General features: G+C 73.0%; 22 protein-coding genes. 8 read left to right on the forward strand and 14 right to left on the reverse strand.

All coding sequences use genetic code 11. From position 1 onward, the window contains the following. Nucleotides 1-79 precede the first annotated feature (79 nt). The gene (gene rodA / locus ACF09J_RS12335; protein ID WP_392305329.1) at nucleotides 80-1,285 is read left to right on the forward strand and encodes a rod shape-determining protein RodA; all 1,206 of its coding nucleotides are present in this window, start codon (nucleotides 80-82) and stop codon (nucleotides 1,283-1,285) included. A 10-nt stretch (nucleotides 1,286-1,295) separates the two neighbouring features. On the opposite strand, the gene ftsW is transcribed toward rodA, so the two are convergent. Next, nucleotides 1,296-2,690 (reverse strand): putative lipid II flippase FtsW, encoded by a 1,395-nt coding sequence (gene ftsW, locus ACF09J_RS12340; protein WP_392305330.1) that lies wholly within the window; start codon nucleotides 2,688-2,690, stop codon nucleotides 1,296-1,298. A gap of 144 nt (nucleotides 2,691-2,834) precedes the next feature. After that, nucleotides 2,835-3,221 carry a hypothetical protein gene (locus ACF09J_RS12345; protein WP_392305331.1) on the reverse strand — a complete coding sequence of 129 codons (387 nt, stop codon included), beginning with the start codon at nucleotides 3,219-3,221 and terminating at the stop codon, nucleotides 2,835-2,837. Nucleotides 3,222-3,350: 129 nt separating this feature from the next. On the opposite strand from ACF09J_RS12345, the gene ACF09J_RS12350 reads away from it, so the two are divergent. Beyond that, on the forward strand, nucleotides 3,351-3,584 hold the full coding sequence (locus tag ACF09J_RS12350) for a hypothetical protein (protein ID WP_392305332.1): 234 nt from the start codon (nucleotides 3,351-3,353) through the stop codon (nucleotides 3,582-3,584). A 146-nt stretch (nucleotides 3,585-3,730) separates the two neighbouring features. After that, on the forward strand, nucleotides 3,731-5,281 hold the full coding sequence (locus ACF09J_RS12355) for an LCP family protein (protein WP_392305333.1): 1,551 nt from the start codon (nucleotides 3,731-3,733) through the stop codon (nucleotides 5,279-5,281). A gap of 116 nt (nucleotides 5,282-5,397) precedes the next feature. On the opposite strand, the gene ACF09J_RS12360 is transcribed toward ACF09J_RS12355, so the two are convergent. Then, nucleotides 5,398-6,429, reverse strand: a complete 1,032-nt coding sequence (locus ACF09J_RS12360) for an LAETG motif-containing sortase-dependent surface protein (RefSeq protein WP_392305334.1) — start codon at nucleotides 6,427-6,429, stop codon at nucleotides 5,398-5,400. 203 nt (nucleotides 6,430-6,632) lie between these two features. Between ACF09J_RS12360 and ACF09J_RS12365 the strand changes: the two genes are divergently transcribed. Further along, nucleotides 6,633-7,454 carry a phospholipid scramblase-related protein gene (locus ACF09J_RS12365; protein WP_392305335.1) on the forward strand — a complete coding sequence of 274 codons (822 nt, stop codon included), beginning with the start codon at nucleotides 6,633-6,635 and terminating at the stop codon, nucleotides 7,452-7,454. A 7-nt stretch (nucleotides 7,455-7,461) separates the two neighbouring features. Here ACF09J_RS12365 and ACF09J_RS12370 read toward each other — a convergent pair whose 3' ends face one another. Next, nucleotides 7,462-8,466, reverse strand: a complete 1,005-nt coding sequence (locus ACF09J_RS12370) for a hypothetical protein (protein WP_392305336.1) — start codon at nucleotides 8,464-8,466, stop codon at nucleotides 7,462-7,464. Nucleotides 8,467-8,830: 364 nt separating this feature from the next. Here ACF09J_RS12370 and ACF09J_RS12375 point away from each other — a divergent pair, with 364 nt between their 5' ends. Beyond that, the gene (locus ACF09J_RS12375) at nucleotides 8,831-9,472 is read left to right on the forward strand and encodes a TetR/AcrR family transcriptional regulator (protein ID WP_392305337.1); all 642 of its coding nucleotides are present in this window, start codon (nucleotides 8,831-8,833) and stop codon (nucleotides 9,470-9,472) included. Nucleotides 9,473-9,622: 150 nt separating this feature from the next. On the opposite strand, the gene ACF09J_RS12380 is transcribed toward ACF09J_RS12375, so the two are convergent. Further along, complete coding sequence (locus ACF09J_RS12380) at nucleotides 9,623-10,630, reverse strand: DUF2510 domain-containing protein (protein ID WP_392305338.1); 1,008 nt, start codon at nucleotides 10,628-10,630, stop codon at nucleotides 9,623-9,625. A 184-nt stretch (nucleotides 10,631-10,814) separates the two neighbouring features. Here ACF09J_RS12380 and ACF09J_RS12385 point away from each other — a divergent pair, with 184 nt between their 5' ends. After that, nucleotides 10,815-13,505, forward strand: a complete 2,691-nt coding sequence (locus tag ACF09J_RS12385) for an ATP-binding protein (RefSeq protein WP_392305339.1) — start codon at nucleotides 10,815-10,817, stop codon at nucleotides 13,503-13,505. A 21-nt stretch (nucleotides 13,506-13,526) separates the two neighbouring features. On the opposite strand, the gene pcaD is transcribed toward ACF09J_RS12385, so the two are convergent. The 7 genes from pcaD to ACF09J_RS12420 are packed head-to-tail and all read right to left on the reverse strand — an operon-like array spanning nucleotide 13,527 to nucleotide 19,994. Then, nucleotides 13,527-14,642 carry a 3-oxoadipate enol-lactonase gene (gene pcaD / locus ACF09J_RS12390; protein WP_392305340.1) on the reverse strand — a complete coding sequence of 372 codons (1,116 nt, stop codon included), beginning with the start codon at nucleotides 14,640-14,642 and terminating at the stop codon, nucleotides 13,527-13,529. Next, on the reverse strand, nucleotides 14,639-15,994 hold the full coding sequence (gene pcaB, locus ACF09J_RS12395; protein ID WP_392305341.1) for a 3-carboxy-cis,cis-muconate cycloisomerase: 1,356 nt from the start codon (nucleotides 15,992-15,994) through the stop codon (nucleotides 14,639-14,641). Before pcaB ends, pcaD begins: the two co-directional genes overlap by 4 nt. Then, entirely contained in the window at nucleotides 15,991-16,596 is a 606-nt protein-coding gene (pcaG, locus tag ACF09J_RS12400; protein ID WP_392305342.1) for a protocatechuate 3,4-dioxygenase subunit alpha, read from the reverse strand. The genes pcaB and pcaG overlap by 4 nt, the downstream gene beginning before the upstream one ends. Before the next feature lie 6 nt (nucleotides 16,597-16,602). Further along, the gene (gene pcaH, locus ACF09J_RS12405; protein WP_392305343.1) at nucleotides 16,603-17,376 is read right to left on the reverse strand and encodes a protocatechuate 3,4-dioxygenase subunit beta; all 774 of its coding nucleotides are present in this window, start codon (nucleotides 17,374-17,376) and stop codon (nucleotides 16,603-16,605) included. 19 nt (nucleotides 17,377-17,395) lie between these two features. Then, the gene (locus tag ACF09J_RS12410; protein ID WP_392305344.1) at nucleotides 17,396-18,598 is read right to left on the reverse strand and encodes a thiolase family protein; all 1,203 of its coding nucleotides are present in this window, start codon (nucleotides 18,596-18,598) and stop codon (nucleotides 17,396-17,398) included. Further along, nucleotides 18,595-19,239, reverse strand: coding sequence for a CoA transferase subunit B (locus tag ACF09J_RS12415; protein ID WP_392305345.1), 645 nt, complete (start codon nucleotides 19,237-19,239; stop codon nucleotides 18,595-18,597). The genes ACF09J_RS12410 and ACF09J_RS12415 overlap by 4 nt, the downstream gene beginning before the upstream one ends. Next, nucleotides 19,239-19,994: a CoA transferase subunit A gene (locus tag ACF09J_RS12420; RefSeq protein ID WP_392305346.1), complete on the reverse strand. Its 756-nt coding sequence runs from the start codon at nucleotides 19,992-19,994 to the stop codon at nucleotides 19,239-19,241. Before ACF09J_RS12420 ends, ACF09J_RS12415 begins: the two co-directional genes overlap by 1 nt. Nucleotides 19,995-20,261: 267 nt before the next feature. On the opposite strand from ACF09J_RS12420, the gene ACF09J_RS12425 reads away from it, so the two are divergent. Then, nucleotides 20,262-20,726 (forward strand): MarR family winged helix-turn-helix transcriptional regulator, encoded by a 465-nt coding sequence (locus ACF09J_RS12425; protein WP_392305347.1) that lies wholly within the window; start codon nucleotides 20,262-20,264, stop codon nucleotides 20,724-20,726. A gap of 36 nt (nucleotides 20,727-20,762) precedes the next feature. On the opposite strand, the gene ACF09J_RS12430 is transcribed toward ACF09J_RS12425, so the two are convergent. Continuing rightward, nucleotides 20,763-21,758, reverse strand: coding sequence for a DUF3048 domain-containing protein (locus tag ACF09J_RS12430; protein WP_392305348.1), 996 nt, complete (start codon nucleotides 21,756-21,758; stop codon nucleotides 20,763-20,765). A 253-nt stretch (nucleotides 21,759-22,011) separates the two neighbouring features. Here ACF09J_RS12430 and ACF09J_RS12435 point away from each other — a divergent pair, with 253 nt between their 5' ends. Beyond that, complete coding sequence (locus ACF09J_RS12435) at nucleotides 22,012-23,202, forward strand: zinc-dependent alcohol dehydrogenase (protein WP_392305349.1); 1,191 nt, start codon at nucleotides 22,012-22,014, stop codon at nucleotides 23,200-23,202. Between the two features lie 50 nt (nucleotides 23,203-23,252). Here ACF09J_RS12435 and ACF09J_RS12440 read toward each other — a convergent pair whose 3' ends face one another. Next, nucleotides 23,253-24,323: an ATP-dependent DNA ligase gene (locus ACF09J_RS12440; protein ID WP_392305350.1), complete on the reverse strand. Its 1,071-nt coding sequence runs from the start codon at nucleotides 24,321-24,323 to the stop codon at nucleotides 23,253-23,255.

A 24,323-nucleotide genomic window follows, 5' to 3' on the forward strand; every position in this document is an offset into this window, starting at 1 on the left:
TGCCGCGCGTACCCAGGGGACGGCCTGCCGGTGCGCGATCGGAACGAACCAGGACGAACCAGAGTGAAGGAGAGCCGCGATGGAGGTCGGAAGCGGGGTCAGGGGACCGCGGACCACTCGGGCGGCGGGCCTGCGCGCGGGGCCGCGGCCGCGCACGGCCTTCGGTACGGTCCTGCGGCGGCTGGACTGGCCGCTGCTGGCTGCGGCGCTGGCGCTGTCGGTGCTCGGCGCGCTGCTGGTGTACTCCGCGACCCGGGGCCGTACTCACCTGACCGGGGGCGACCCCTACGCCTTCCTGACACGCCATCTGGTCAACGTCGCCATCGGGATCGCCCTGGCCGTCGGCACCATGTGGCTCGGCCCGCGCAGGCTGCGGGACCTCGTCCCCGTCCTCTACGGCGTCACGCTCCTGCTGGTCCTCGCGGTACTGACTCCGCTGGGCGCCACGATCAACGGGTCGCGCCGCTGGATCATGGTCGGCGGGATGTCCATCCAGCCCGCGGAGTTCGTCAAGGTCGCCATCGTGCTGGCCATGGCCGTACTGCTGGCCACCAAGGTGGACACGGGCGACCGGCCGAACCCGGACGGCCGCAGCGTCCTGGAGTCCCTGGCGGTGGCCGGCGTACCCGCCCTGCTGGTCCTCCTCACGCCGGACCTCGGGCAGTTCATGGGCATCGGGGTGATCGTGCTCGGGGTGCTGCTCGCCTCCGGTGCCTCGGCGCGCTGGGTCACCGGACTGCTCGCGGCCGGAGTCCTGGGTGCCGTGGCGGTGTGGCAGCTTCATCTGCTGGACCAGTACCAGCTCAACCGGTTCGCCGCGTTCGCCGATCCCGCCCTCGACCCGTCCGGTGTCGGCTACAACACCAGTCAGGCCAGGATCGCCATCGGGGCCGGCGGCCTGCTGGGCCAGGGGCTGTTCCACGGAGCGCAGACCACCGGGCAGTTCGTGCCCGAGCAGCAGACCGACTTCGTCTTCAGCGTGGCGGGGGAGGAACTGGGCTTCCTGGGCGCGGGGGCGCTGATCGCCCTGCTCGGCGTGGTGCTGTGGCGCGCGCTGCGCATCGCCCGCGCCTGCCCCGACCTGTACGGAACGGTGGTTGCGACCGGGATCGTGGCCTGGCTGGCCTTCCAGGCGTTCGAGAACATCGGCATGAACCTCGGCATCATGCCGGTCACCGGACTGCCGTTGCCGTTCGTCAGCTACGGCGGCTCGTCGATGTTCGCCGGCTGGGTCGCCGTGGGCATCCTCCAGGGCATTCGTCTGCAACGCCCGTTGCCCGCCTGACTCCAGCGCCTCAGCGGCGGCGCCCGGGGCGGCGTGACAGAGCCGAGCGCATGCGGCGCCCGCGGCCCTCCAGCGCCGCGTGGACCGCCGGTTCGCTGCGGGTCGCGGCGAGCAGGAGCCCCACCGCGTACAGCGTGGCGATCAGTGAGCTGCCGCCGTAGGAGAACAGCGGCAGCGGTACGCCCGCTACGGGCACCAGCCCCAGGACGCCGCCGAGGTTGATGAAGGTCTGCGCCCCGAGCCAGGTGACGATGCCGCCGGCCGCCAGGCGGACGAACGGGTCCTTGTGGCGGGCGGCGATGCGCAGGCCGCCCGCGAACAGCGCGGCGAACAGGGCCAGTACGGACAGCGTGCCGACAAGCCCCAGTTCCTCCCCGGTGACGGCGAAGATGAAGTCGGTGTGCGGCTCGGGCAGTTGACCCCACTTCTCCACGCTGGCGCCTATGCCGTTGCCGAACAGGCCGCCCGTCGACAGCGCGTAGAGGCCGTGCACCACCTGCCAGCACTGGTCGTTCGGGCCCGGGTCGCTCGCGCCGAGGCAGGCGAACCGGGACACCCGGTGCGGCGCGGTCATGATCAGCAAGGTGGCCAGGAGTGCCGCGCCCGTCAGGGCGGCCCCGAAGAGCCGTGGCGGCGCCCCGGCCAGCCACAGCAGACCGAACAGCACGGCGCACACGATGACCGCGGTCCCCATGTCTCCGCCGAGCATCATCAGTCCCAGCAACAGCAGCGCACCGGGCACCAGCGGCACCAGCAGGTGCTTCCACTGGCCCAGCAGCTTGTGCCGCTGCTTGCGGGCCAGCAGGTCCGCACCCCACACGACGAACGCGACCTTGGCGAACTCGCTGGGCTGGAACACGAACGGCCCGCCCAGGTCGAGCCAGTTGGTGTTGCCGTTGACGGTCTGTCCCAGCCCCGGCACCTGCACCAGCGCCAGCAGCAGCACGGACCCGGCCAGCAGCGGAAGGGCGAGTAACCGGTGCGCCTTCACGGACATACGGGCGGCCGGCAGCGTCAGCGCCGCGCCGATCACAGCGGCCATGATCTGCCGGCGCAGATAGTAGGTCGGCGGCAGACCGGAGCGCAGCGCCTGGATCTGCGAGGAGGAGAACACCATCACAAGACCCAGGCCGGCGATCAGCGCCGCACTCCCCGCCACCAGGTAGTAGCCGGTGAGCGGCCGGTCCCAGGCCCGCCGAAGCCGCGCGAGGGCGCGGTCGCGGACCGCGCCGAGCCCGGGCATCCGTCCCGCGCCCCTGCCGCGAGGCCGCCCCGCCGCTTTCGGGGCCCGCGGCCCGGCCGCCTTCTCCGGTGCCCGCGACGGGGCCGGCCGGCGCCCGGGCGCCGCCTTGGCGCCCTGCGCCGGCGCGCGCTTCTCCGCGCGGACACTCTCTGAATTGCGCATGTGTGCAACCGTAGAGCCGCGGGAGCGGTCTGCCTGAGCGCGGCGCTCCGGTGTCGGTGGCGCGTCGCCGGTTCGCGGCACGCGTGAATGGGCGCGCGGCCCAGGCCGCGCGGAACGAGTCGCCATCGTGATCGGCCGCCCCTGTCAGGGGCGCGGCGCACGGTGGCGCCGGAACGGGTTCCAGGAGCGGCGCGGTCCGCGACGCACGGCCCGCGGTCCGCCGTCCAGGAGCAGACGGGCGGCGTCCTCGGGGCTCAGCGGGGTGTGGTCGGGGTGTCGGGCCCAGAAGCGGGCCAGGTGGCGTTCCAGGTCCTCCCGGCCGTCCTCCTCGGTGTGCGCGGCCAGGACCGGGCCTTCCGCGCCCTCCGGGGCGCGCAGGTCGACGAGGCGCCCCTCGGCGGTGAAGGCCGCGTACTCCCCGTCCGCCACGTCGATGGCCTCGAGGCCGGCCTCCGTGGCCGGGAGCGAGGGGAAAGCGGCGAGTTCCTCGTCCCGGTCGAAGACCAGGACGAGGTCGGCAGGTTGGTTCACGCCGCCCATCCTCCCCGGTCAGGTCCCCAATTCGCCAGCCGGGCAAGGGTGGTGGGGAAATCATGGGTTCGGCCCGGCGGACGGGAGATCTCCTCGGGTCAACGGTTGCGCAACCCGTAAACTGTCTCCATGGAACCTGGTGGTGACGTGATGGGGCAGGAGGCCGCGGTCCTCGTGGGCGGGCCGGCGGACGGGATGCGGGTCAAGGTCGCCGGGCGGCCGTGGGTGCTTCAGGTGGCGTTCCCCTGCCAGGCGGAGGCGCCGCAGGGCGGCGTACGCGTGGAGGCGGTGTACGTCTACCGCCGCGACGCCCGCGCGAAGGGCGAGCCGCTGCGGTACGGCTTCGACGTGGCCAGCCCCTGACCGCACCCGCCGGAGCCGGGTGCGGGCCGGTCGCGCACCCCGTCGCCCGGGCCCCTCATCCACTGTTGCTAGATTGCGCAACTGTACAACCATTGGATGGGGCCAGTCGTCCCCCCTGTATGAGTACGACGGATGAGGGTGCGCGCATGACGACCAGCCACAAGACCGCTCCTCCGCGCCGCAGGGGCGGGAAGGTCCCGCCTCAGCGCCGGGGTGGTTCCCGCCGCCGCGCCTCCCGCGCCCGGGGCGGACGCGGCCGTGCACGCACCGTCCTGATCATGGCGCTCTCCCTGCTGGTGCTCGGCACGGCGGGGCTGGGCTGGCTCTATCTGAAGCTCAACGGCAACATCAACACCTTCGGCGCCGACGGCCTGTCCGGCGACCGGCCCGAGGCCGGCTCGTCCAAGGGCGAGAACGTCCTGGTCATCGGCTCCGACGCGCGCGTCGGCGGCAACGACGCCCTCGGCGGCGGCAGCAAGGACGACATAGGCCGCTCCGACACCGCGTTCCTGCTGCATGTCTACGCCGACCACCGGCACGCCCTCGCCGTGTCCATCCCCCGGGACACCCTGGTCACCATCCCGCCCTGCAGGCTCCCCGACGGCAGTTGGACCGAGCCGCAGCAGGACACGATGTTCAACGCCGCCTACTCCGTGGGCAACACGGTCGAGGGCAACCCCGCCTGCAGCCAGAACACCGTCGAGCACCTCACCGGGCTTCGGGTGGACCACACCGTCGTCGTCGACTTCAAGGGATTCGCCGCGCTGACCGACGTGGTGGGCGGGGTGCCGGTGTGCGTGCCGCAGGACGTGTACCAGAAGGACCTCAACCCCCACCGGGCCACCCGCGGCTCAGTGCTGTTCGCCAAGGGTGAGCAGACCGTCGCCGGGCAGAAGGCGCTGGACTGGGTCCGCATCCGGCACGGCATCGGCGACGGCTCCGACATAGGCCGGATCAAGCGCCAGCAGGCGTTCGTCGCCAGTCTCATCAAGAAGGTCAAGGCCGACGGGCTCACCCCGGCCAAGCTGCTGCCCCTCGCCGACGCCGCGACCAAGTCGCTCACCGTGGACCCCGGCCTGGGCTCGGCCGACAAACTGCTTTCGTTCGCGCTGTCGTTGAAGAACATAGACCTGCACAACACCAAGTTCGTTACCATTCCCTGGCGCTATCAGGGTGCGCGGGTGGCCGTCGTGGAGCCGGACGCCTCGGAACTGTGGGCCGCGCTCAGGGCCGACCGCACCATCGACGGCAAGGACGCCGGAGGCAAGAAGGGCAAGAAGGGCGACGCGGACGCCTCCCCGTCCCCGGACACCGGCCGGGACGGCCCGGGGAAGGGCATCGACGTGAGCGTCTACAACGGCACCACCACCCCCGGCCTGGCCACCCGCGGCGCCGCCGCTCTCGCCGGCCACGGCTTCACCGTGACCTCCACCGGGAACGCGGGCAGCCAGAACCACGCCAACACCCTCATCCAGTACGGGCCCGGCCGGCAGGCGCAGGCCGAGACGGTCGCCAAGCTCTTTCCCGGGGCCGAGTTCCAGGCCCTGACGGGACCGGGCATCAACGTGGTCCTGGGCGAGGACTTCGCGGCCGCCAAGGACGGCGCCTCGGACGGGCCGACCTCCGTGCCCACGTCGGTGGCGGCGGACGCCCGCTCGGCCGACGACGACCTGTGCTCCAACCTGTCCTACGGGTAGGGCGGACATGCGGGCGCGGCGCCCTGCCCGCCCGGCCGCCGACGGCGAAGGGCCGCACCCGCTCCTGCGGGTGCGGCCCTCGTGTCTCGGCTGCCTCAGTGCGTCAGGGACGCGGATCAGGCAGCGGTGGCACCACTGCCGGCCTTGCGGCGGCGCACCACGAACACGGCGCCCGCGCCGACGGCGACCGCGGCACCGCCCGCCAGCGCGATCATCGGCAGCGCCGAGTCGGAGCCGGTCTCGGCGAGGTGGCCCTGCGGGACGATCTGCCGGTCGCCGACGGGCTTGGCCGGCAGTTCCTTCCTGCCGCCCTGCGGCTTGGCGTCGGGCGGGTTGCCCGCGCTGGTGCCGGCCGCGAGGACCTCGAACAGGTAGTAGTCCTTGTCGGTGGCGTAGACGCAGTTGCCCTTGTCGTCGGCGTACATGCCGATCGTGATGGTGACGCCGACGCCGGACGGGGCCTTCTCGTCCACGCTGAGCCGCAGGTCGACGGAGAAGGACTCGTTGGCCTTGATGTCGGTGTAGGCGACGTAGGCGTAGGCCGGGTCCTTCGCGTCCTGGGAGATGTTCTCCCACGTGCCGGACGCCGGGTCCTTGTACTGCAGGGTGAGATGGCGGGTCTGGTCGGTGAACCTCTTGTCGTCGACGAGCTGCGCGGCCACGCCCATGTCGACGCGCTTGTAGGAGTTGCTGCCGGTGTTCTTGACGTTCAGCTTGAAGTTGTGGAACCCGCTGCCCGCGACGACCTTCGAGGGCAGGCCGGTCAGGCTGGTGCGCAGGTTCTTGTCGAACTTCGGCTCCTCGCTGTCCTTGCACTGCTGCGGCCCGCGCGACGGCGAGGCGGAGGGAGTGGGCGCGGTGGCCGTGGGCTTGGCCGTGTCCTCACCGCCGGCGGGAGGTGCCTCCTCGCCGGACTTCTCCTCCTCGCCGGACGCCAGCTTCTTACCGGACGGGTCCGCCTCCTCGCCGGGCTTCGACTCCTCGTTGTTGGAGGTGTTCGACTCGTTGGACTCGGTCGAATCGGTCGACTCGGCGGTCTTGCCGGGGTCGTTGGACTCGTGGGAGTCGGTTTCGTTCTCACCGACGGTCGTATCGGCGGCCGTCGGGGACGGCACCGAGGCGAAGGCGGCGGGGGCCGCAAGAAGCACGGCCGGTGCGATGGCTGCTGTGGCTGCTGCGAGAGCCAGGGAACGGCGAATCCTCATGCGAACCTCGAAAACAGAAGTGGTAGGTGTATGCGCAAAGGAGATCGCCGGGAGCGGTGAAGGGTTGCCCGGAATCCGCAGTATCAATGTGTGAGGTGTGTCACTCGCGGGCGTAGGGCCGGTCGGCCCGGCGGTAGTGTGCGCCGGTGAGTACGTACGCGAACACACCGGCAGGTTGGTACCCGGATCCGCACGGAGCGGCCCGGACGCTGCGTTACTGGGACGGTTCCCAGTGGACGGAGCACACCCACGCCGACCCGCAGGCCCAGGGCGCGCCGCAGGTGCCGCCGCAGCAGGCCGCACCCGATCCGCGCGTGCAGCGGCAGGTGCAGCACCAGGCCGGGGTCGCTCCCGGCGCCCAGGGGGGCGGCTCCCTGTTCAGCGAGCCGGTGCTGGTGGTGAACCAGAAGGTCAAACTCATCGAGCTGACCAACGAGTACGACGTCTTCGACCAGAACGGCAACCGGATCGGCGCGGTCACCGAGATCGGGCAGAGCGCGCTGAAGAAGGCGATGCGGTTCGTCTCCAGCCTCGACCAGTTCATGACGCACAGGCTGGAGATCCGCGACGCCTACGGCACGCCCCAGTTGGTGCTCACCCGGCCGGCGAAGGTCTTCAAGTCGCGCGTGGTGGTGTCCCGTCCGGACGGCTCCGAGGTCGGCGAGATCGTTCAGCAGAACGTCTTCGGCAAGATCAACTTCGCGATGAACGCGAACGGGCAGCAGGTCGGCGCCATCAAGGCGGAGAACTGGCGCGCCTGGAACTTCGCCATCGTCGACCACGCCGACAACGAGGTCGCCCGGATCACCAAGACCTGGGAGGGCCTGGCCAAGACGATGTTCACGACCGCCGACAACTACGTGCTCCAGATCCACTACCAACTGCCCGAGCCGCTGCTGAGCCTGGTGGTCGCCACGGCGCTGACCGTCGACACGGCGCTCAAGCAGGACTCGCGCGGCTGGAACTGAGCGGCGGTCACAACGGGGTGAGGTGTCCCGGCCCCAGCGGCCGGGACGGCGGCGCCGGTTCCTGGACGGGCCGCTCCTGGACGGGCGGTTCCGTCTCCAGGGCGAGCACGGCGACCACCGGATGGTCCGGGTCGCCGCCCGGCACGGTGCGCACCGCACCCGGTCCGTGGTGCGCGTCCGAGGGCCTCGGGGTGGCCCGCGAGAGCATCACGACCCCCCAGGAGGCGAGGGCCGCGCCCGCCGACGCCAGCAGCGCGCCCGTCGCACCGCCCTTCAGTCCCTGGCCGAGCAGGGTGAGCCCGATCAGCGCGGCCGCCGCCGGGTTGGTCAGCGTCAGCACCGCGAGCGGGGCGCCGAGCCCGTCCCGGTAGGCGGTCTGCGACAGCAGCAGGCCACCGGTCGCGAAGGCCGCGACGAGCAGCGCCACCAGGATGACGCGGGCGCTGAGCAGGGGGCCGGAATGGTCCGTGGCGGCCACCGTCACCGTCTGGGTGAGCGCTGAGGCCACGCCCGAGGCGACCCCCGACGCGGTCGCGTGCCGCAGGCCCGGCCGCGCCCCGGGCCGTGACAGCGCGCCGATCAGTACGGCCGTGGCGCCCGCGACCGACAGGGCCTCCAGAGGGCTGAGCACGCGTACCGGGGCCGGTCCGGAGGCCGCGAGGAGCAGGACGGCCAGTCCGAGCAGCGTGCACGCCGTGCCCCGCCACTCGGCCGCCGCGACCCGCCGCCCCGCCATCCGCGCCCCCAGCGGCACGGCGGCCACCAGGGTGAGCGCGCCGAGCGGCTGGACCACGGTGAGCGGGCCGTACTTCAGGGCCGCCACGTGCAGCAGGGCCGCCGATCCGTTCAGCGCGACGGCCCACCACCAGGCGCCGGCCCGGAGCAGGCGGCGCAGTCCGCGCACGCCCGTTCCGCGGGTGCGCGCGGCGAGCCGCTCCTGGGCGACCGCGGCGGTCGCGTAGGCGACGGCCGAGAACAGCGACAGCACCACGGCCGTCAGGGCGGCGTTCACCGGGCCGCCCCCGCCGGGGTGTGTCCCTCGGCCGGGCGGGACCCGGCGGTCGGCGGGCGCCGCGCCGGTCCGTCGGGCTCCGCTTCGGCGGCCTCGCTTCGGGATGTCATGCCCGGACCTCTCGTGACGGTGGTGCGTGGGGTGCTGCTGGTGGTGCTGTTCGCGCCTGCGTCGGTATCTGTGCAAGTGCCTGGGCCCACACCCCTATGGATGTTCGGTACATCGACACGGCAGCGTACCGATACGACAGTGTACCGATACGCATGCGTACCGGTACACTGTCGTATCGATGGACCTTCGCCACAGCGGAGAGCGGGCCCCGAGCCGGGCCTGAACTCCCGGGACACGAGTGAGGAGCGCAGCGATGACATCGCAGGCCGCGGACGAGCCGGAGACGGTTGTCGCCCCGCGCCGCTCCAAGCTCACGCCGGAGCGTGAGCAGGAGTTCTTCGATGCCGTGCTCGAACAGATCCGCGAGCGCGGCTATGACGCCGTCACCATGGAGGGCGTCGCAGCCACCACCCGGTGCAGCAAGTCCACGCTCTACCGGCAGTGGCGGACCAAGCCGCAGTTCGTGGCGGCGGCCCTGCGGTCCAGCGGCCGCTGCCGCTTCGCCGGCATCGACACCGGCTCGCTCGCCGAGGACCTGCGGCGGGTCGCGCGGTCCGTGGGCGAGTGGTCGGGCCGGGACACCCGCCTCCTCCAGGCGCTCGGACACGCGATCACCCTGGACCCCGAGCTGAAGCGGGCGCTGCGCGAGACGCTGGTGGAGCCGGAGATCGCCGCGCTGCGGGAGATCCTGCGGCGCGGGGTGGAACGCGGCGAGGTGCCCGCGGACAACCCGGCGCTGGAGTTCGTGCCCGCGCAGCTCTTCGGCGTCCTGCGCGTCCGGCCCGTCCTGGAGGGGCAGTACGCCGACCCGGACTACGTGGTCCGGTTCCTGGAGGCCGCCGTGCTGCCGGCACTGGGCCTCGGTTCACGACTCAGGCCACCGTCCCCGGGATGACCGGGCGGTGACCTGCCCGCGCCGCACCGTGGGGACGGGGGCGGCGCGCACCCCCGGCCGGGCGGGGTACCTCTGGAGCGGAGAGGTACCTCGCCCGGCCGCCGTATGCCGTCCGGGCGGGGTATGCCCGGTCACGGTCCGGGCGGGGGCTCAGACGCTCTGGCCGCTGCCGCCGCCCGAGGCCGCCTCGATGCCCCGGGTGATGTCGTCGATGACGGACTGCGGCTCCCCGACGTCGACGCCGAAGCGGACGACGATCAGCTGCCGTGAGGCGCCGGGCGAGGCGAAGGCCAGCGACTCCACGTTTCCGTCGGCGCCCTTGCTGGTGACGGCCTTCCAGCGGACCAGGTAGCCCTTCTGCCCGGCCACGGTCACCGCCTTGGAGGCCAGCACCTCGTGGGAGGTGATCCCGCCGTAGGCCTCGCCCCCGTAGGAGTCCTCGGCGTTCGCCGCGATGTCGGCCTTGGCGACCTCCTCGGGGGTGTTCCCGCGGACGCCCAGCACGAGCGCGGGGGCCGAGTAGGCACCGCCCTTCGTGCAGCTCTTGGAGGTGTCGCCCGGGCACTTGTACGAGTTGTCCGACGTGACCTGGGCGCCCACCCCCAACTCCTGGCCGTACCAGCCGTCGGGTATGGGCAGGCTGATGCCGCTGGCCGCGTCGGTCACCGAGCCGCTCTTGATCTTCGGCGCCCCGGACGGGCCGCCGTCGGACCCACCGGAGCCGCCGGACCCACCGGAGTCGCCCGAGCCGCCGGGTCCGCCCGGGCCGCCGAAGGGGTCGCGTTCCTCGCCGCCGCCCCGGCCGTCCCGCCCCTGCCGGGACCCGGCACGGCCGTCCTTGCCGCCGCCGTCGTGGGCCAGCGCGTACACGCCGACGCCGATGCTCGCCAGCACCGCGGCCGCGACCCCGACGGCGATGCCGATCCGGAGGCCGCGCCGCGCGGGGGCGGGAGGCCGGCCGGGGTACCCGGGATGCCCCGGGTAGCCCGGGTACGGGTGCTGGGCCGCCTGCTGCGCCGGGGGACCCCACACGGCGGCCGATCCGACGGGACGGGTCTGGTCCGTCCATGCCCTGCCGTCCCACCAGCGCTCGGTGGCGGGGCCGTCACTTGTCTGCCCGGGGTCGGGGTACCACCCGGGAGGAGTCACCTGCGTCATGTGCCTACCGTATGAGGCGTCGGTGAAAGCCGGATGAGAGGACCCCGGTCACGCTCCCCGCGGCGTCCCTCTACCGCAGGTCACCCGACAAGGCAACAGCGTACGAGGACGGGTCACCGCATCGGACGCTCGGGGGCTACGCTCGAAGTCTGCACGCCGTCGGGCGACTTGGGGAGGTAGCGGGATGACGGAGGTACGGCCGGGCACGGCCGCCTCGGACTCGCTGTGGGAGCGTGACGAGGAACTCACCGCCGTCGTACGCGCGATCGACGTCCTGTGCGCCGACCGCGCGTCCCCGGGAGGACTGCTGGTCCTGGAGGGCGAGGCCGGCCTGGGCAAGACCGCCCTGCTCACCGAGACCCGCCGCATCGCCCGGGACCGCGGCTGCGCGGTGTGGTCGGCGCGCGCCGGCGAGACCCTGCGCTCCGTCCCGTTCAACGTCGTACGGCAGTTGCTCCAGCCCGCGCTCCTGTCGCTGATGCCCGAGGAGGCCCGCGAGTACCTCGGCGACTGGTACCACATCGCAGGACCCGCCCTCGGCATCGCGGAGCCCCGGGACGGGCAGGCCGACCCGCAGGGCGTGTGCGACGGCCTGGTGGCCGCCGTGCGCCGGCTCGCCGAGCGCGAGTGGCCGCTGGTGCTGCTGATCGACGACGCCCACTGGGCCGACGTGGAGACCCTGCGCTGGCTCGCCGCGTTCGCCGAGCGCCTCGACGACCTGCCCGTACTGCTCGTGGTCACCCGCAGGCCCGGCGGGATCGGCGGCGAGGGCGCCCGGTGCCTGGACGCGGCCGTCGCCGCCGCGGGCGTGCACGCCCTGAACGCCCTGACCCCGGACGCGACCGCCGGACTCACCCGCGCCACCCTCGGCCCGCACGCCGACGCCCCGTTCTGCCGCGAGGTGTGGGCGGTCACCGGCGGCAACCCGTACGAGACCGTCGAACTGCTCGCCAAGGTGCGTGACAGCGAACTCGAACCGGTCGAGGCCCGGGCCGCCGAACTGCGCGCCCTGAACCGCTCCGCCCGCGGCGGCGGCCTCGTCGCCCGCCTGGAGGAACTGGGCATAGACGCCACCCGGTTCGCCTGGGCCGCCGCGGTCCTGGGCACCGGCATCTCCGTGGAGCTCGTCGCCCGGCTGGCCACCATGACCCGCGACGACGCCGCGCGCTGCGCCGAACTGCTCCGCCGCGCCCGCATCCTCACCGAGCCGGACCCGGCGGCCGCCCGGGACGGCGGCGAGGAGCTGGAGTTCCTGCACCCGCTGATCGCCACCGACGTCTACAACTCCATCCCGGACGCCCTGCGCACCGCCATGCACGGCATCGCCGCCCAGGTGGTCGCCGACTCCGGGTTCGGCGCCGCCGCGGCCTCCCGGCACCTGCTCCGGGTCCACCCGGACGACGACCAGGAACTCGTCGAGCAACTGCGCGAGGCGGCCCGTGAACACCTCGCCGTGGGCGCGTCCGACGCGGCCCGCCGCTGCCTGGAGCGGGCCCTGCTGGAGCCGCCGACGCCCGGCACGCACGCGCGCGTGCTCCACGAGCTGGGTTGCGCCACGCTGCTGACCGCGCCCGCCACCACCATCGAGCACCTCCAGCGGGCGCTGGCCATGCCCGGCCTGGACGGACCCACCCGCGTGGACGCCGTGTGGCGGCTCTCCCAGGCCCTGCTCCACAACGACCAGCTCGAAGAGGCCGTCCGCACGGTGGAGGCGGAGGCCGCCCGCCACGCGCCGGGGCCCACCCGGATGCGGTTGCAGGCCGTGCAGTACATGTGGGAGGGCCTGTACACCGGCGGGACCAGCTCCCCGGACCGCTCCGAGCGCCTCGCCGCGCTCGCCGCGGGCTGCACCGGACGCGACAACTCCGAGCGCGCCCTGCTGATCCTGCGCGGCTTCGACGCCATGACCCGCGGCGAGAGCGCCGAGGAGGTCGTCGAGATGTGCGACCGGGCCCTTGTCAACGGCCGCCTCGCACCCGGACTCGGCTGGACCGACACCGAGTGGGGCATCGAGCTGCTGCTGATGCTCGCCAGCGCCTACGCCTACTGCGACCGCCTCGACCGCGCCGAGACCCTCTACACCGAGGCCCTGCGCGCCTACGAGACCGCCGGCTGGAGCGGCGGCCATCTCGCCCTCGCGCACGCCTACGTCGGCCTCGGGCACCGCAGGCGCGGCCGGCTGCGGGAGGCGGAGGAGTCCCTGCGCGCGTCGCTGCGCCTGGCCGAGCGGGTCGGCCGCGGACTGCCCCTGTACTGGACGGCGACCTGCAACCTCGTCGACACCCTGCTCGCCCGCGGCCATGTCGAGGGTGCCTGGGAGGTCGCCGAAGAGCACGCCTTCGCGCCGCCCTACCCCTCCACGATCGTGCTGCCCGATCCGCACAGCGTGCGCGGCCGGCTGCTGCTCGCCCTCGGCCGCACCGAGGACGGCGTCAACGAACTGGAGGCGGCCGAGAAGGCGGCGGCCGCCCGCGGCCACCAGAACCCGGTGACGGTGCCCTGGGCGGCCGACCTGGCCCGCGCGCTCGCCGCCGAAGACCCCGAGCGGGCCGGCCGGCTCGTCGCCGACCTCCGGCGCCAGGCCGAGCGGTTCGGCACCGACACCGCCATAGGAGAGGCCCTGCGCTGCGCCGCGGCCCTGGAGACCGGCCAGCGCGCGGTCCGGCTGGCCGCCCAGGCCGTCGCCTACCTGGAGGCGTCCCCCTGCCAGTACGAACACGCCGTCGCCCGCGTCGAGTTCGGCATCGTCTCGCGCTCGGCCGCCGAACTGGGCCGTGGCCTGGCCCTGGCCCGGTCGTGCGGAGCGGACGGCCTGGCGGAACGGGCGGCACGGCTGTTGGAGTCGGAACACGGGCTGGACCAGACCCCGGCGTAGGACCGGTCCGGGCACCCGTGTTCACCCCTCGTCCGACTCCTCCGCCAGCACCCGCTGGGCCACCGCGAACGCCGAGTTCGCCGCCGGGACCCCGCAGTACACGGCGCTCTGGAGCAGCGCCGCGCCGATCTCGTCGGGGGTGAGCCCGTTGCGGCGGGCCGCCCTCACGTGCATGGCCAGTTCGTCGTAGTGGCCGTGCGCGATCAGCGCCGTCAGGGTGATCAGGCTGCGCTCGCGGCGGCTCAGCGTCGGGTCGGTCCAGATCTCGCCCCAGGCGTAGCGGGAGATGAAGTCCTGGAAACGGGCCGTGAACGGCGTCTGCCGGGCCTGCGCCCGGTCGACGTGCGCGTCGCCGAGCACCTCGCGGCGCACCTCCATGCCCCGCCGGGGAGCACCGTGGAGATGGGTGCGCAGCGCCTCCAGGACCGCCTCGGGGCACTGCGCGGGCGCCAGGTGCGAGGCGCCGGGGATCTCGACCAGCGCGGAGCCGGGCACCGCGTCGGCGATCTGCCGCAGATGCGCGGGCGGGGTGGCCGGGTCCTCGCGGCCCGCGACCAGCAGCGTGCGCGCGCCGATCTCCGGCAGTCGGTCGGTGAGGTCGAAGGCGGCCAGCGCGTCGCAGCAGGCGGCGTACGCCTCCGGGTCGGCCTCCCGGTGGTCCCGGACCAGCTCCGGCACGGTGAAGTCACCGGCGAACCACCGGGCGTCGGCGCTCTCGGCCAGCCACTCCAGCCCGTCGCGCCGGACTCGTTCCGCCCGTTCCCGCCACGCCTCGGCGCCGTTGAAGTGGGCCGACGAGCAGATCACCGCCAGCGAGTCGACGCGTTCGGGGTGGTGCACGGCGAGGTGCAGACCCACGGCACCGCCCAGCGACACCCCGGCGTACGCGAACCGTTCGATGCCGAGCGAGTCGGCGAGCGCCAGCACCAGTCCGGCGAGGTCGCCGACGGTCGCGCCGGGCCCGATCGGCGCGGCAGGCGAACCCCCGTGCCCGGGCAGGTCCCAGCGGACCACCCGGTGGGAGATCGCCAGCTCGGGGGCGGCCTTGTCCCACAGCGCGTACGACGTGCCGAGGGACGGCCCGAGCAGCAGCGGGGGAGCGGAGGCGGGGCCTTCGAGAAGGTGGTGCAGAGTCAACGTCGCTCCAGGGCACGGTCGGTGAGGGCTCCGGCGGAGCCGGTGTAACGGGCCGGGTCGGTGAGTTCGCCCAAGTTCTTCACCTCCTTCAACTCAGGCTCTTCGGCCAGGAGTTCACCGAGGCTGCGATTCTCCGCGTAGGCGTGCCGGGCGAGTTCGGTGAGCAGCTCCTTCGCGCGCGCCCGGCCGAGCGCCGGGGCCAGCTCGGCCGACAGCCGCTCGGAGACGATCAGCCCATGGGTCAGCCCGAGATGGGCGCGCATTGCGTCCGCGTCCACCCGCAGCGCCTCGGTCAGCTCCGCGGCGTCGCGGGCGGCGCCGCCGACGAGCCGCAGCAACTCCCGCAGCGGCTCCCACTCCGCGTGCCAGGCGCCGGGCGGCCGTTCGTCCTGCGCCGCCAGCGACCCGTGGAGGGTGGCCGCGAGGTGCGGCGCACGCCGGGCGGCGGCCGCGATCAGCGTGGACCGCACGGGGTTCGCCTTGTGCGGCATGGCGGAGGAGTCGCCGCCGCTGCCCTCGACGAGTTCCGCGGTCTCCGTGCGGGTCAGGACCAGCACGTCCGCGGCGATCTTGCCCAGCGCCCCGGACGCGAAGGCGAGGCATCCCGCGAGGTCGGCGACCGGAGTGCGCAGCGTGTGCCACGGCAACAGCGGCTCGCACAGGCCCAGTTCATGGGCGTAGGCGGCGACGAGCGCGGTCGGGTCCTCGGCGCCGTACGCGGAGAAGGCCGCCAACGTCCCCGCCGCGCCACCGAGCTGGACGGGCAGGGAGCCCCGCACCCTGAAGATCCGGTCCCGGGCGTCCAGCACCAGGGACCGCCACCCGGCCGCCTTCAGGCCGAACGTCGTCGGCACGGCGTGCTGGGTCAGCGTCCGGCCCGGCATCACCGTGTCGCGGTGGGCCGCGGCCGTCCGGGCCAGCGCCTGTTCGGTGCGGGCCAGATCGGCGAGGATCAGGTCCAGGGCGCGCACGGCGACCAGCATCGTCGCCGTGTCCATGATGTCCTGGCTGGTCGCGCCCCGGTGGACGTAGGGGCCGTACTCCTCGCCCACGGCCTCGGTGAGGTCGGCGACCAGCGGGATGACCGGGTTGCCGCCGCCGCGGGCGCGCTCCGCGAGCGACCGCACGTCGAAGTGGCCCGGATCGGCCGCCCGGGTCACCGCCTCGGCCGCCCCGTCCGGGGCGAGTCCGAGCGCGGCCTGGGCCCGCGTGAGCGCCGCCTCCGCTTCGAGCAAGGCCTGCAGATAGGCCAAGTCGCTCGTAACGGACGCGGCGGGGGAGCCGGCCCAGCCCGGACCGAGCAGGCCGACGTCGGGCCCGACGGCGGCGGGATCAGCGGCAGGTGGTGTCACCGGAACTCCAGGAAGACCGTCTCGCCCTCGCCCTGAAGGCGGATGTCGAAACGGTAAGCCCCACTGTCCTCCCGCGCGGCGATCAGCGTGGCGCGCCGCTCCTCGTCCAGCCCGCCGAGCAGCGGGTCGGCGGCCGGCGCGGCCTCGTCACCCGGCAGGTAGATCCGGGTGAACAGGTGCACGAGCAGTCCGCGCGCGAACACGCACACGCTGAGGTAGGGGGCGTTCCGCCCGCGCGCGCCGGGCCGCAGCGTCCGCGCGTACCAGTGGCCGTCGACGTCGGTCTGGATGCGGCCGAAGCCGGTGAACTCCACGCCGTTGCGGCCCAGGTGGTCGCCGGAGGCCGGATCGCGCCGCATCGAGCCGTCGACGGCGGGCAGGTTGCCGTCCGGGTCGGGTCCCCACACCTCCACCAGGGCGTCCGGCAGGGGCCGCCCCTCGCCGTCGTACACGTAACCGTGCACGGTGACGGTGTCCGGGTGCCCCAGGGGCGCGATCTCCTCGCCGCCGCGGAAGGGGAGCGCGTAGCCGTAGAAGGGGCCCACCGTGTGCGACGGAGTGGGCGGCACGTTCTCGGGGCTGCTCGTGTCGATCTTCGTCATGGCAGGTCAGCGTCCTTCTTCGAGCCAGGTGGCGTGCGGGCCGTCCAGCACGATGTCCCAGTGGTAGCCGAGCGAGAACTCCGGCACCGACAGACCGTGGTCGTAGGCGGCGACCAGCCGCTGCCGGGCCGCGTCGTCGGTCACGGACTGGAGGATCGGGTCGTACGGGAACAACGGGTCGTTCGGGAAGTACATCTGCGTCACCAGCCGCTGCGCGAACGCCGTGCCGAAGACCGAGAAGTGGATGTGCGCGGGACGCCAGGCGTTGACGTGGTTGCGCCACGGGTAGGGGCCCGGCTGGATCGTGGTGAACCGGTAGAAGCCGTCCGTGTCGGTCAGCGTACGGCCGACGCCGGTGAAGTTGGGGTCCAGCGGGGCGTCGTGCTGCTCGCGCTGATGGGCGTAGCGGCCCGCGGAGTTGGCCTGCCAGATCTCGACGAGCTGGCCGCGCACGGGCCGCCCGCCGCGGTCGAGCAGCCGGCCGGAGACGGTGATCCGCTCGCCGATCGGCTCGCCCGTGTGCTGCCGGGTGAGGTCGTTGTCGACCCCGGTGATGTCCCGCTCGCCGAACGCGGGCGAGGCCAGCTCGACCAGCTCCGGGTCCTTGCTGACGTCGATGGCGACCAGCGGCTGCTTGGGGTGGCGCAGCACCGAGGAGCGGTACGGCGCGTAGTCGCGGCGCGGATGGTGCTCGACCGGGGCGCCTTCGGCGACGCGCTTCTCGTACGCGGCGTGCTCGGCCGCGATCTCCTGGCCGATGTCGTGCTGGGTGAGAGCCATGGGGTTTCCTACCGCTTCCTTAGCGTTCGAGGACGAGGGCGAGGCCCTGGCCAACGCCGATGCAGAGGGTGGCGACGCCGATTCCCCCGCCCTGGCGGGCGAGTCGATGGGCGACGGTGCCGGCGAGCCGGGCGCCGGAGGCGCCGAGCGGGTGCCCCAGGGCGATCGCGCCGCCCTGCGGGTTGAGGACGGCCGGGTCGAACTCGGGCCACTCCGCGACACAGCCCAGCACCTGGGCGGCGAAGGCCTCGTTGAGCTCCAGCACGGTCAGGTCGGCGAAGGTCCGGTTGGCCTTGGCCAGTGCCCGGTTGACGGCCTCGACGGGGGCGAGGCCGAAGTAGTGCGGGTCGGTGGCGGACACACCGGTGGCGCAGATCCGGGCCAGGGGTTCCCGGCCGGTGGCCCTCAGCCCCTCCTCGTCGGTTAGCAGCAGGGCGGCGGCGCCGTCGTTGAGCGGGGAGGCGTTGCCCGCGGTCACCGTGCCGTTCTCGGTGCGGAACGACGGCTTGAGCCTCGCCATCGCCGCCAGGGACGTGTCCGGGCGTACGGATTCGTCGGCGGCGAACATCACCGGGTCACCCCTGCGCTGCGGGACCGGCACGGGCGCCAGTTCGGCGTCGAACAGGCCCTGTTCCTGCGCGGCCGCTGCCTTCTGGTGGGAGGCGAGCGCGTACTCGTCCTGCCGCTCGCGGCTGATCGTGTGCTTGTCGGCGATCAGCTCCTCGCTCTCGCCCAGCGGGACGGTCCACCGCGGGTCCATCCGCGGGTTTACCATGCGCCAGCCCAGGGTGGTCGAGTACAGCTCGGCGTGCCCGGCGGGGAAGGACCGGTCGGACTTGGGCAGCACGTAGGGGGCGCGGGTCATCGACTCCACCCCGCCGGCCACCGCGATGGAGGCGTCGCCGACCGCGATGGCTCGGGCGGCCTGGATCACCGCCTCCAGGCCGGAGGCGCACAGCCGGTTCACCGTCACACCCGGCACACTGGTCGGCAGCCCGGCCAGCAGGCCGGCCATCCGGGCCACGCTGCGGTTCTCCTCGCCCGCGCCGTTGGCGTTGCCGAGGTGGACGTCCTCGATCCGGACCGGATCCAGGCCCGGGGTGCGGGCCAGGAGCGCGCGGATCGTGTGGGCGGCGAGGTCGTCCGGGCGGACACTCGCGAGGGCGCCGTTGTAGCGGCCGATCGGGGTGCGGACGGCGTCGACGAGGTAGACGGTCTTCACAGCAGGTCCTCCGCGACGGTCAGGGCGGCACCGGTGCGGGCGGTGATCTCTTCGACGCCGACACCCGGCGCGGTCTCCACCAGGACCAGTCCGTCACCGGTGATGTCCAGGACGCCGAGGTCGGTGATGATCCGGTCCACGCACGCCCGCCCGGTCAGCGGCAGCGCGCACTCTTCGAGGATCTTCGGGGAGCCGTCCTTGGCGGTGTGGGTCATCACCACGATGACCGTGCGGGCGCCGTGGACCAGGTCCATCGCCCCGCCGATCCCGGTGATCATCTTGCCCGGGACCGCCCAGTTCGCCAGGTCACCGCCCGCGGACACCTGCATCGCGCCCAGCACGGCCACGTCGATGTGCCCACCGCGGATCATCGAGAACGACAACGCCGAATCGAAGAACGACGCACCCGGCAGGACCGTCACCGTCTCCTTGCCCGCGTTGATCAGATCCGGGTCGACTGCGTCCTCGGCGGGGTACGGGCCGGTGCCCAGGATGCCGTTCTCCGACTCCAGCACCAGCTCCACCCCCGCCGGGAGATGGTTCGGGATCAGGGTGGGCAGCCCGATCCCCAGATTCACGTACTGCCCGTCCCGCAACTCCCGCGCGGCCCGGGCGGCCATCTCCTCACGACTCCAGGCCATCAGCCACTCACCGTCCGCCGCTCGATCCTCTTGTCCGCCGCCTGCTCCGCCGTCAGCGCGACCACGCGCTGGACGAAGATGCCCGGCAGGTGCACCGCGTCCGGGTCGATCCCACCCGGCTCCACCAGTTCCTCCACCTCGGCGATGGTGACCTTGCCGGCCATCGCGGCGAGCGGGTTGAAGTTCCGGGTGGACTTGCTGAAGACCAGGTTGCCGTGCCGGTCGCCCTTCGCCGCCCGCACCAGCGCGAAGTCGGTCCGGATGCCGCGCTCCAGCACGTACTCGGTGCCGTCGAACTCCCGCACCTCCTTGCGCGGGGAGGCCAGCGCCACCCCGCCCTGCCCGTCGTAGCGCCAGGGCAAGCCGCCCTCCGCCACCTGGGTGCCGACCCCGGCCGGGGTGTAGAAGGCGGGAATCCCCGCCCCGCCCGCTCGCAGCCGCTCCGCCAGCGTGCCCTGCGGAATCAGCTCCACCTCCAGCTCACCGGCCAGATACTGCCGCGCGAACTCCTTGTTCGCCCCGATGTAGGAACCCGTCACCCGCCCGATCCGGCCCGCCGCCAGCAGCACCGCCAGACCCGACTCCATCGCACCGCAGTTGTTGGACACCACCGACAACCCGCCCACCCCACGCTCGTACAGCGCCTGGATGAGCACGTTCGGCACCCCGCTCAACCCGAAACCACCGACCGCCAGCGACGCGCCCTCCGGCACATCGGCCACCGCCTCCACGGCCGTGGCGACCACCTTGTCCATCGAACCAAGCCTCATCTCTGCCGAGCGTCCAGCAACCGCAGATGGTCAGGGCACTGACTATTTGGTGGGTTCCCTCACGCTGCCACTCGGGGCGTGCCCAGTCAATACCCACTTGCCCAGTGTGAGCAGGGTGGTCGAGGTGTCGGGGCATTCCGCGTGGAGGGGTTGGCCCGTCAGCGGTATCGTTCAGTGCACCTACAAAAAGCACCGACAAAAAGCACCGACAAAAGCCACAGCCGACACGACGGATCGACGCGAGGAGCGCACATGGGCGCGGTGGACCTCTCGACCCACCCCGGGCATCTGGCCCGGCGGTTGCAGCAGGCGCACTACCTGCTGTGGAACACGATGGTCTCCGAGGAGATCACCTCGCCGCAGTTCGCGGTCCTGAACGTGCTCGTCGCCGAGCCGGGGCTCGACCAGCGCACGGTGGGGGAGCGGGTGGGCCTCGACCGGTCCACGATCGCCGAGGTGGTCAGCCGCCTCGGCCGTCGCGGACTGCTCGACAAGGTGCGCGACCCGCAGGACGGCCGGCGCTTCCTGCTGCGGCTGACCGGCGAGGGGGAGCGCACCCACCGGAAGCTGACCGTGCGCACGGCCCGGATGAACCAGGTCTTCCTGGGGCCGCTCAGCGCCGAGGAGCAGGCCCTCTTCTTCGACCTCATCCGGCGGGTCGCGGACGCGGCCGAGGGACTGCGCCATCCGGCGGAGCCCCTCGCGGCGCAGCCCTGATCGCCTCCGTCACCGTCATGGGCCGCCCTCCGGTGGTCACCGTTCCGCGGTGAAGACCACCCAGACCTGGCCCCTGGCGAAGTTCACGTCCGTGCCGTCGGCGGCCGTGAACCGCGTGCCGTCCGCCGCGCTCGGGCGCTTCCAGGTGGCGTCGTACACCCGCCCGTCGCGCAGCACCTCCGCCTTCCCCGAACCGACGGTCTCGGTGTACGGGGTGTAGTGGCCGAGCTTGTCGTGCAGGTCCGACTTGCGTACCTTCACGTGCTGCACCACCACCGTCGCGGGCGCCACCTTCCGGCCGTCGGTCGTGACGGTCTGCCGGCCGTCCATCGCCACCTGCCAGCCGTGCCGCCCCGCCGACCAGGTGAAGGTGAACCGGGCCGCCGGGTAGCGGACCGTGCGCGAGGTCTCGGCGCGGCCCCCCGCGGGCGCCGGGCCGTAGTGGAAGCCGGTGGTCAGCGCGCCCGCTCCCGGGGCCGAGCCGAGGAGCTTGCCCGGGTGCAGGTACAGGTTGTGCGGCGACGGCTTGGCGGCGCCCCGGAAGTACGCGTCGGGCTTGGCGTCGGGCGTCCTGGGGGTCAGTGGCGCGGCGTTGATCAGCGGGAGCAGTTTGCGCTGGGCGCCGGAGAAGGCGAGCGTGGGGTGGTCGAACTGGCGCAGCAGTTCGAGGTCGGACTCGCGCGCGCTGCGCACCGGCCCGACGACCGGGGGAAGGCGGGTGGCGTAGACCGCGATCAGACGGCTCAGCCCCGCCTCGACCTGCTCCGCGTACACGATGTCGGCGTCGTTCAGACCGGTCTGGGGGCGGGCCGCTCCCACGTTGTCGATCTTGACGGCGAGGACCGGGCCGGCGTGCTCCGGACTCGGTACCGGGGTCTTGGGCAGTTCCCGCACGGGCGCTTGAGGTGCGGGACTGTGCCCCTTTCCGTCCTGCTGCTCCTCGGCGGCGCCGTGCCGCGCCGTGCAGCCCGTCGTCACCGTGGCCGTCGCCAAGGCGGCCGCCAGCGCCACCGCCGAGGCGGCGCACCGCATGCGCGCGCTTCCTCCCATGCCCACCGTTCAGCCCCCGTTTCCGTGCCTTGTCCCTGACTGTCTTTTTATCCGTTCATCGGTGGCCATACCCGCTCGTTTCCGATCGAGCGTGACCCACCGGGTCGACCGGCCCATCGAGCACGACCCATGGGGCCGGTCGGCCCAATGGGGCGACCGGCGGTTCGGCGGCTCGGGCCCCGGGTACCCGGGCGCGGCACGGGAGACGCAGAAACGACGGAGGGAGCGCGCCGCGATGAAGGCTGTGACGTGGCAGGGCAAGCGCGACGTTCGGGTGGACGAGGTCCCCGATCCGAAGATCCAGGAGCCGACGGACGCCGTCATCCGGATCACCTCGACCGGCCTGTGCGGCTCCGACCTGCACCTCTACGAGGTGCTCACGCCGTTCATGACACCGGGCGACATCCTCGGCCACGAACCCATGGGCATCGTGGAGGAGGTCGGCGCCGAGGTGACGAACCTCAAGCCCGGCGACCGGGTGGCCGTACCGTTCCAGATCTCCTGCGGCCACTGCTTCATGTGCTCCTCGGGCCTGACGACCCAGTGCGAGACCACCCAGGTCACCAGCGAGGGCATGGGCGCCGCCCTGTTCGGCTACACCCGCCTGTACGGCGCCGTGCCGGGCGCCCAGGCCGAGTATCTGCGGGTCCCGCAGGCGCAGTTCGGCCCGATCAAGCTTCCCGAGGGCCCGCCCGACGACCGGTTCCTCTACCTCTCGGACGTGCTGCCGACTGCCTGGCAGGCGGTCGCCTACGCCGATGTGCCGCGCGGCGGAAGCGTGGCCGTACTCGGTCTCGGCCCCATCGGCGACATGGCGTGCCGGATCGCCAAGGCGCGCGGTGCCGAGCGGGTGTTCGGCGTGGACCTGGTCCCCGAACGGCTGGCCCGGGCGCGCCGGCGGGGCGTGGAGACGTACGACCTGCGCGGCTTCGACAACGAGAAGGAACTGGTCGCGGCGATCCGCGACGAGACACAGGGGCGCGGGCCCGACGCGGTGATCGACGCGGTCGGCACGGAGGCGCACGGCAGCGCGGCCGCCCGTCTCGTCCAGCAGGCCGCGGCGGCGCTGCCGCACGCGCTGAGCGGACCCCTCGCGGAACGCTTCAGCGTGGACCGGCTCGCCGCCCTGCACACCGCCATCGAACTGGTGCGCCGCGGCGGCACGCTCTCCCTGAGCGGTGTCTACGGCGGCACGGCCGACCCCATGCCGATGCTCACGATGTTCGACAAGCAGATCCAGATGCGCATGGGCCAGGCCAACGTCCGCCGCTGGACGGACGAGATCATGCCGTACCTCACGGATGAGGACCCGCTCGGCGTCGACGACTTCGCCACGCACCGCCTGCCGCTGTCGGACGCCCCGCACGCGTACGAGATGTTCCAGCGCAAGCAGGAAGGGGCCGTCAAGGTCGTCATGCGGCCCTGAGCGCGTGCGGCCCGCGTCCGGACCGGCGCCCCCGTCCGCGCACGACCGGCTCAGGGGCGGGAGCCGAAGACCTCCGCCAGGTCGTAGCGGACCGGCTCCTCCAACTGGGCGTAGGTGCAGCTTTCCGGCGCGCGGTCCGGGCGCCAGCGGCGGAAGCGGGCCGTGTGCCGGAACCGCGCCCCGTTCTCCATGTGGTCGTAGGCCACCTCGGCCACCCGCTCCGGCCGCAACGGCACCCAGGACAGGTCCTTCTTCCCCGACCAGCGGCTGGGCGCGCCGGGCAGCCGGGCCGCCTCGTGGGCCGCCTCGTCCGACCAGGCCGCCCACGGGTGCCCGGCCACGTCGTCCAACCGCAGCGGCTCCAGCTCCTCGATCAGCTCGGCGCGCCGCTTCATCGGGAACGCGGCGCACACGCCGACGTGCTGGAGCGTGCCCCGGTCGTCGTACAGGCCGAGCAGCAGTGAGCCGACGACCGGGCCGCTCTTGTGGTGACGGTACCCGGCGACCACCACGTCCGCCGTACGCTCGTGCTTGACCTTGAACATGGCCCGCTGGTCCTGGAGATAGCGCAGCCCGAGCGGCTTGGCGACGACGCCGTCCAGGCCGGCTCCCTCGTACTGCTCGAACCAGCGTCGGGCCATCTCGATGTCGGTCGTCGCCGGTGCCACGTGCACCGGGGCGGTGACCTCCGCCAGTGCCCGGACCAGCAGCGCGCGCCGGTCGGACAGCGGCACGTCCAGCAGGGACTCGCCGTCCAGGGCGAGCAGGTCGAAGGCCACGAAGGAGGACGGGGTCCGCTCGGCCAGCATCCGCACCCGGGAGTCGGCCGGGTGGATCCGCTCGGTCAGCGCGTCGAAGTCCAGCCGGCCCTCCCGCGCGATCACGATCTCCCCGTCCAGCACGCACCGCTCGGGCAACCGCTCCTTGAGCGCCTCGACCAGCTCGGGAAAATACCTGGTCAGCGGCTTCCCCGTACGGCTGCCGAGTTCGACCTCGGCACCGTCGCGGAACACGATCGCCCGGAACCCGTCCCACTTCGCCTCGTACTGCATGTCCGGCGGGATCCTCGCCACCGACTTGGCGAGCATCGGCTTCACGGGCGGCATCACCGGCAGGTCCAT

Origin of the sequence: Streptomyces sp. NPDC014889, assembly GCF_043081205.1 — a bacterium.
Taxonomy (GTDB): Bacteria; Actinomycetota; Actinomycetes; order Streptomycetales; family Streptomycetaceae; genus Streptomyces.

Bases quoted from the DNA above. Each gene is read 5' to 3' on its own strand.
- ftsW (WP_392305330.1), bottom strand. From the start codon at position 2,690: ATGCGCAATTCAGAGAGTGTCCGCGCGGAGAAGCGCGCGCCGGCGCAG.
- ACF09J_RS12375 (WP_392305337.1), top strand. From the start codon at position 8,831: ATGACATCGCAGGCCGCGGACGAGCCGGAGACGGTTGTCGCCCCGCGC.
- ACF09J_RS12415 (WP_392305345.1), bottom strand. From the start codon at position 19,239: ATGGCCTGGAGTCGTGAGGAGATGGCCGCCCGGGCCGCGCGGGAGTTG.
- ACF09J_RS12425 (WP_392305347.1), top strand. From the start codon at position 20,262: ATGGGCGCGGTGGACCTCTCGACCCACCCCGGGCATCTGGCCCGGCGG.
- ACF09J_RS12430 (WP_392305348.1), bottom strand. From the start codon at position 21,758: ATGCGGTGCGCCGCCTCGGCGGTGGCGCTGGCGGCCGCCTTGGCGACG.
- pcaG (WP_392305342.1), bottom strand. From the start codon at position 16,596: ATGACGAAGATCGACACGAGCAGCCCCGAGAACGTGCCGCCCACTCCG.
- ACF09J_RS12420 (WP_392305346.1), bottom strand. From the start codon at position 19,994: ATGGACAAGGTGGTCGCCACGGCCGTGGAGGCGGTGGCCGATGTGCCG.
- rodA (WP_392305329.1), top strand. From the start codon at position 80: ATGGAGGTCGGAAGCGGGGTCAGGGGACCGCGGACCACTCGGGCGGCG.
- ACF09J_RS12380 (WP_392305338.1), bottom strand. From the start codon at position 10,630: ATGACGCAGGTGACTCCTCCCGGGTGGTACCCCGACCCCGGGCAGACA.
- ACF09J_RS12440 (WP_392305350.1), bottom strand. From the start codon at position 24,323: ATGGACCTGCCGGTGATGCCGCCCGTGAAGCCGATGCTCGCCAAGTCG.
- ACF09J_RS12435 (WP_392305349.1), top strand. From the start codon at position 22,012: ATGAAGGCTGTGACGTGGCAGGGCAAGCGCGACGTTCGGGTGGACGAG.
- ACF09J_RS12355 (WP_392305333.1), top strand. From the start codon at position 3,731: ATGACGACCAGCCACAAGACCGCTCCTCCGCGCCGCAGGGGCGGGAAG.
- pcaH (WP_392305343.1), bottom strand. From the start codon at position 17,376: ATGGCTCTCACCCAGCACGACATCGGCCAGGAGATCGCGGCCGAGCAC.
- ACF09J_RS12385 (WP_392305339.1), top strand. From the start codon at position 10,815: ATGACGGAGGTACGGCCGGGCACGGCCGCCTCGGACTCGCTGTGGGAG.
- ACF09J_RS12350 (WP_392305332.1), top strand. From the start codon at position 3,351: ATGGAACCTGGTGGTGACGTGATGGGGCAGGAGGCCGCGGTCCTCGTG.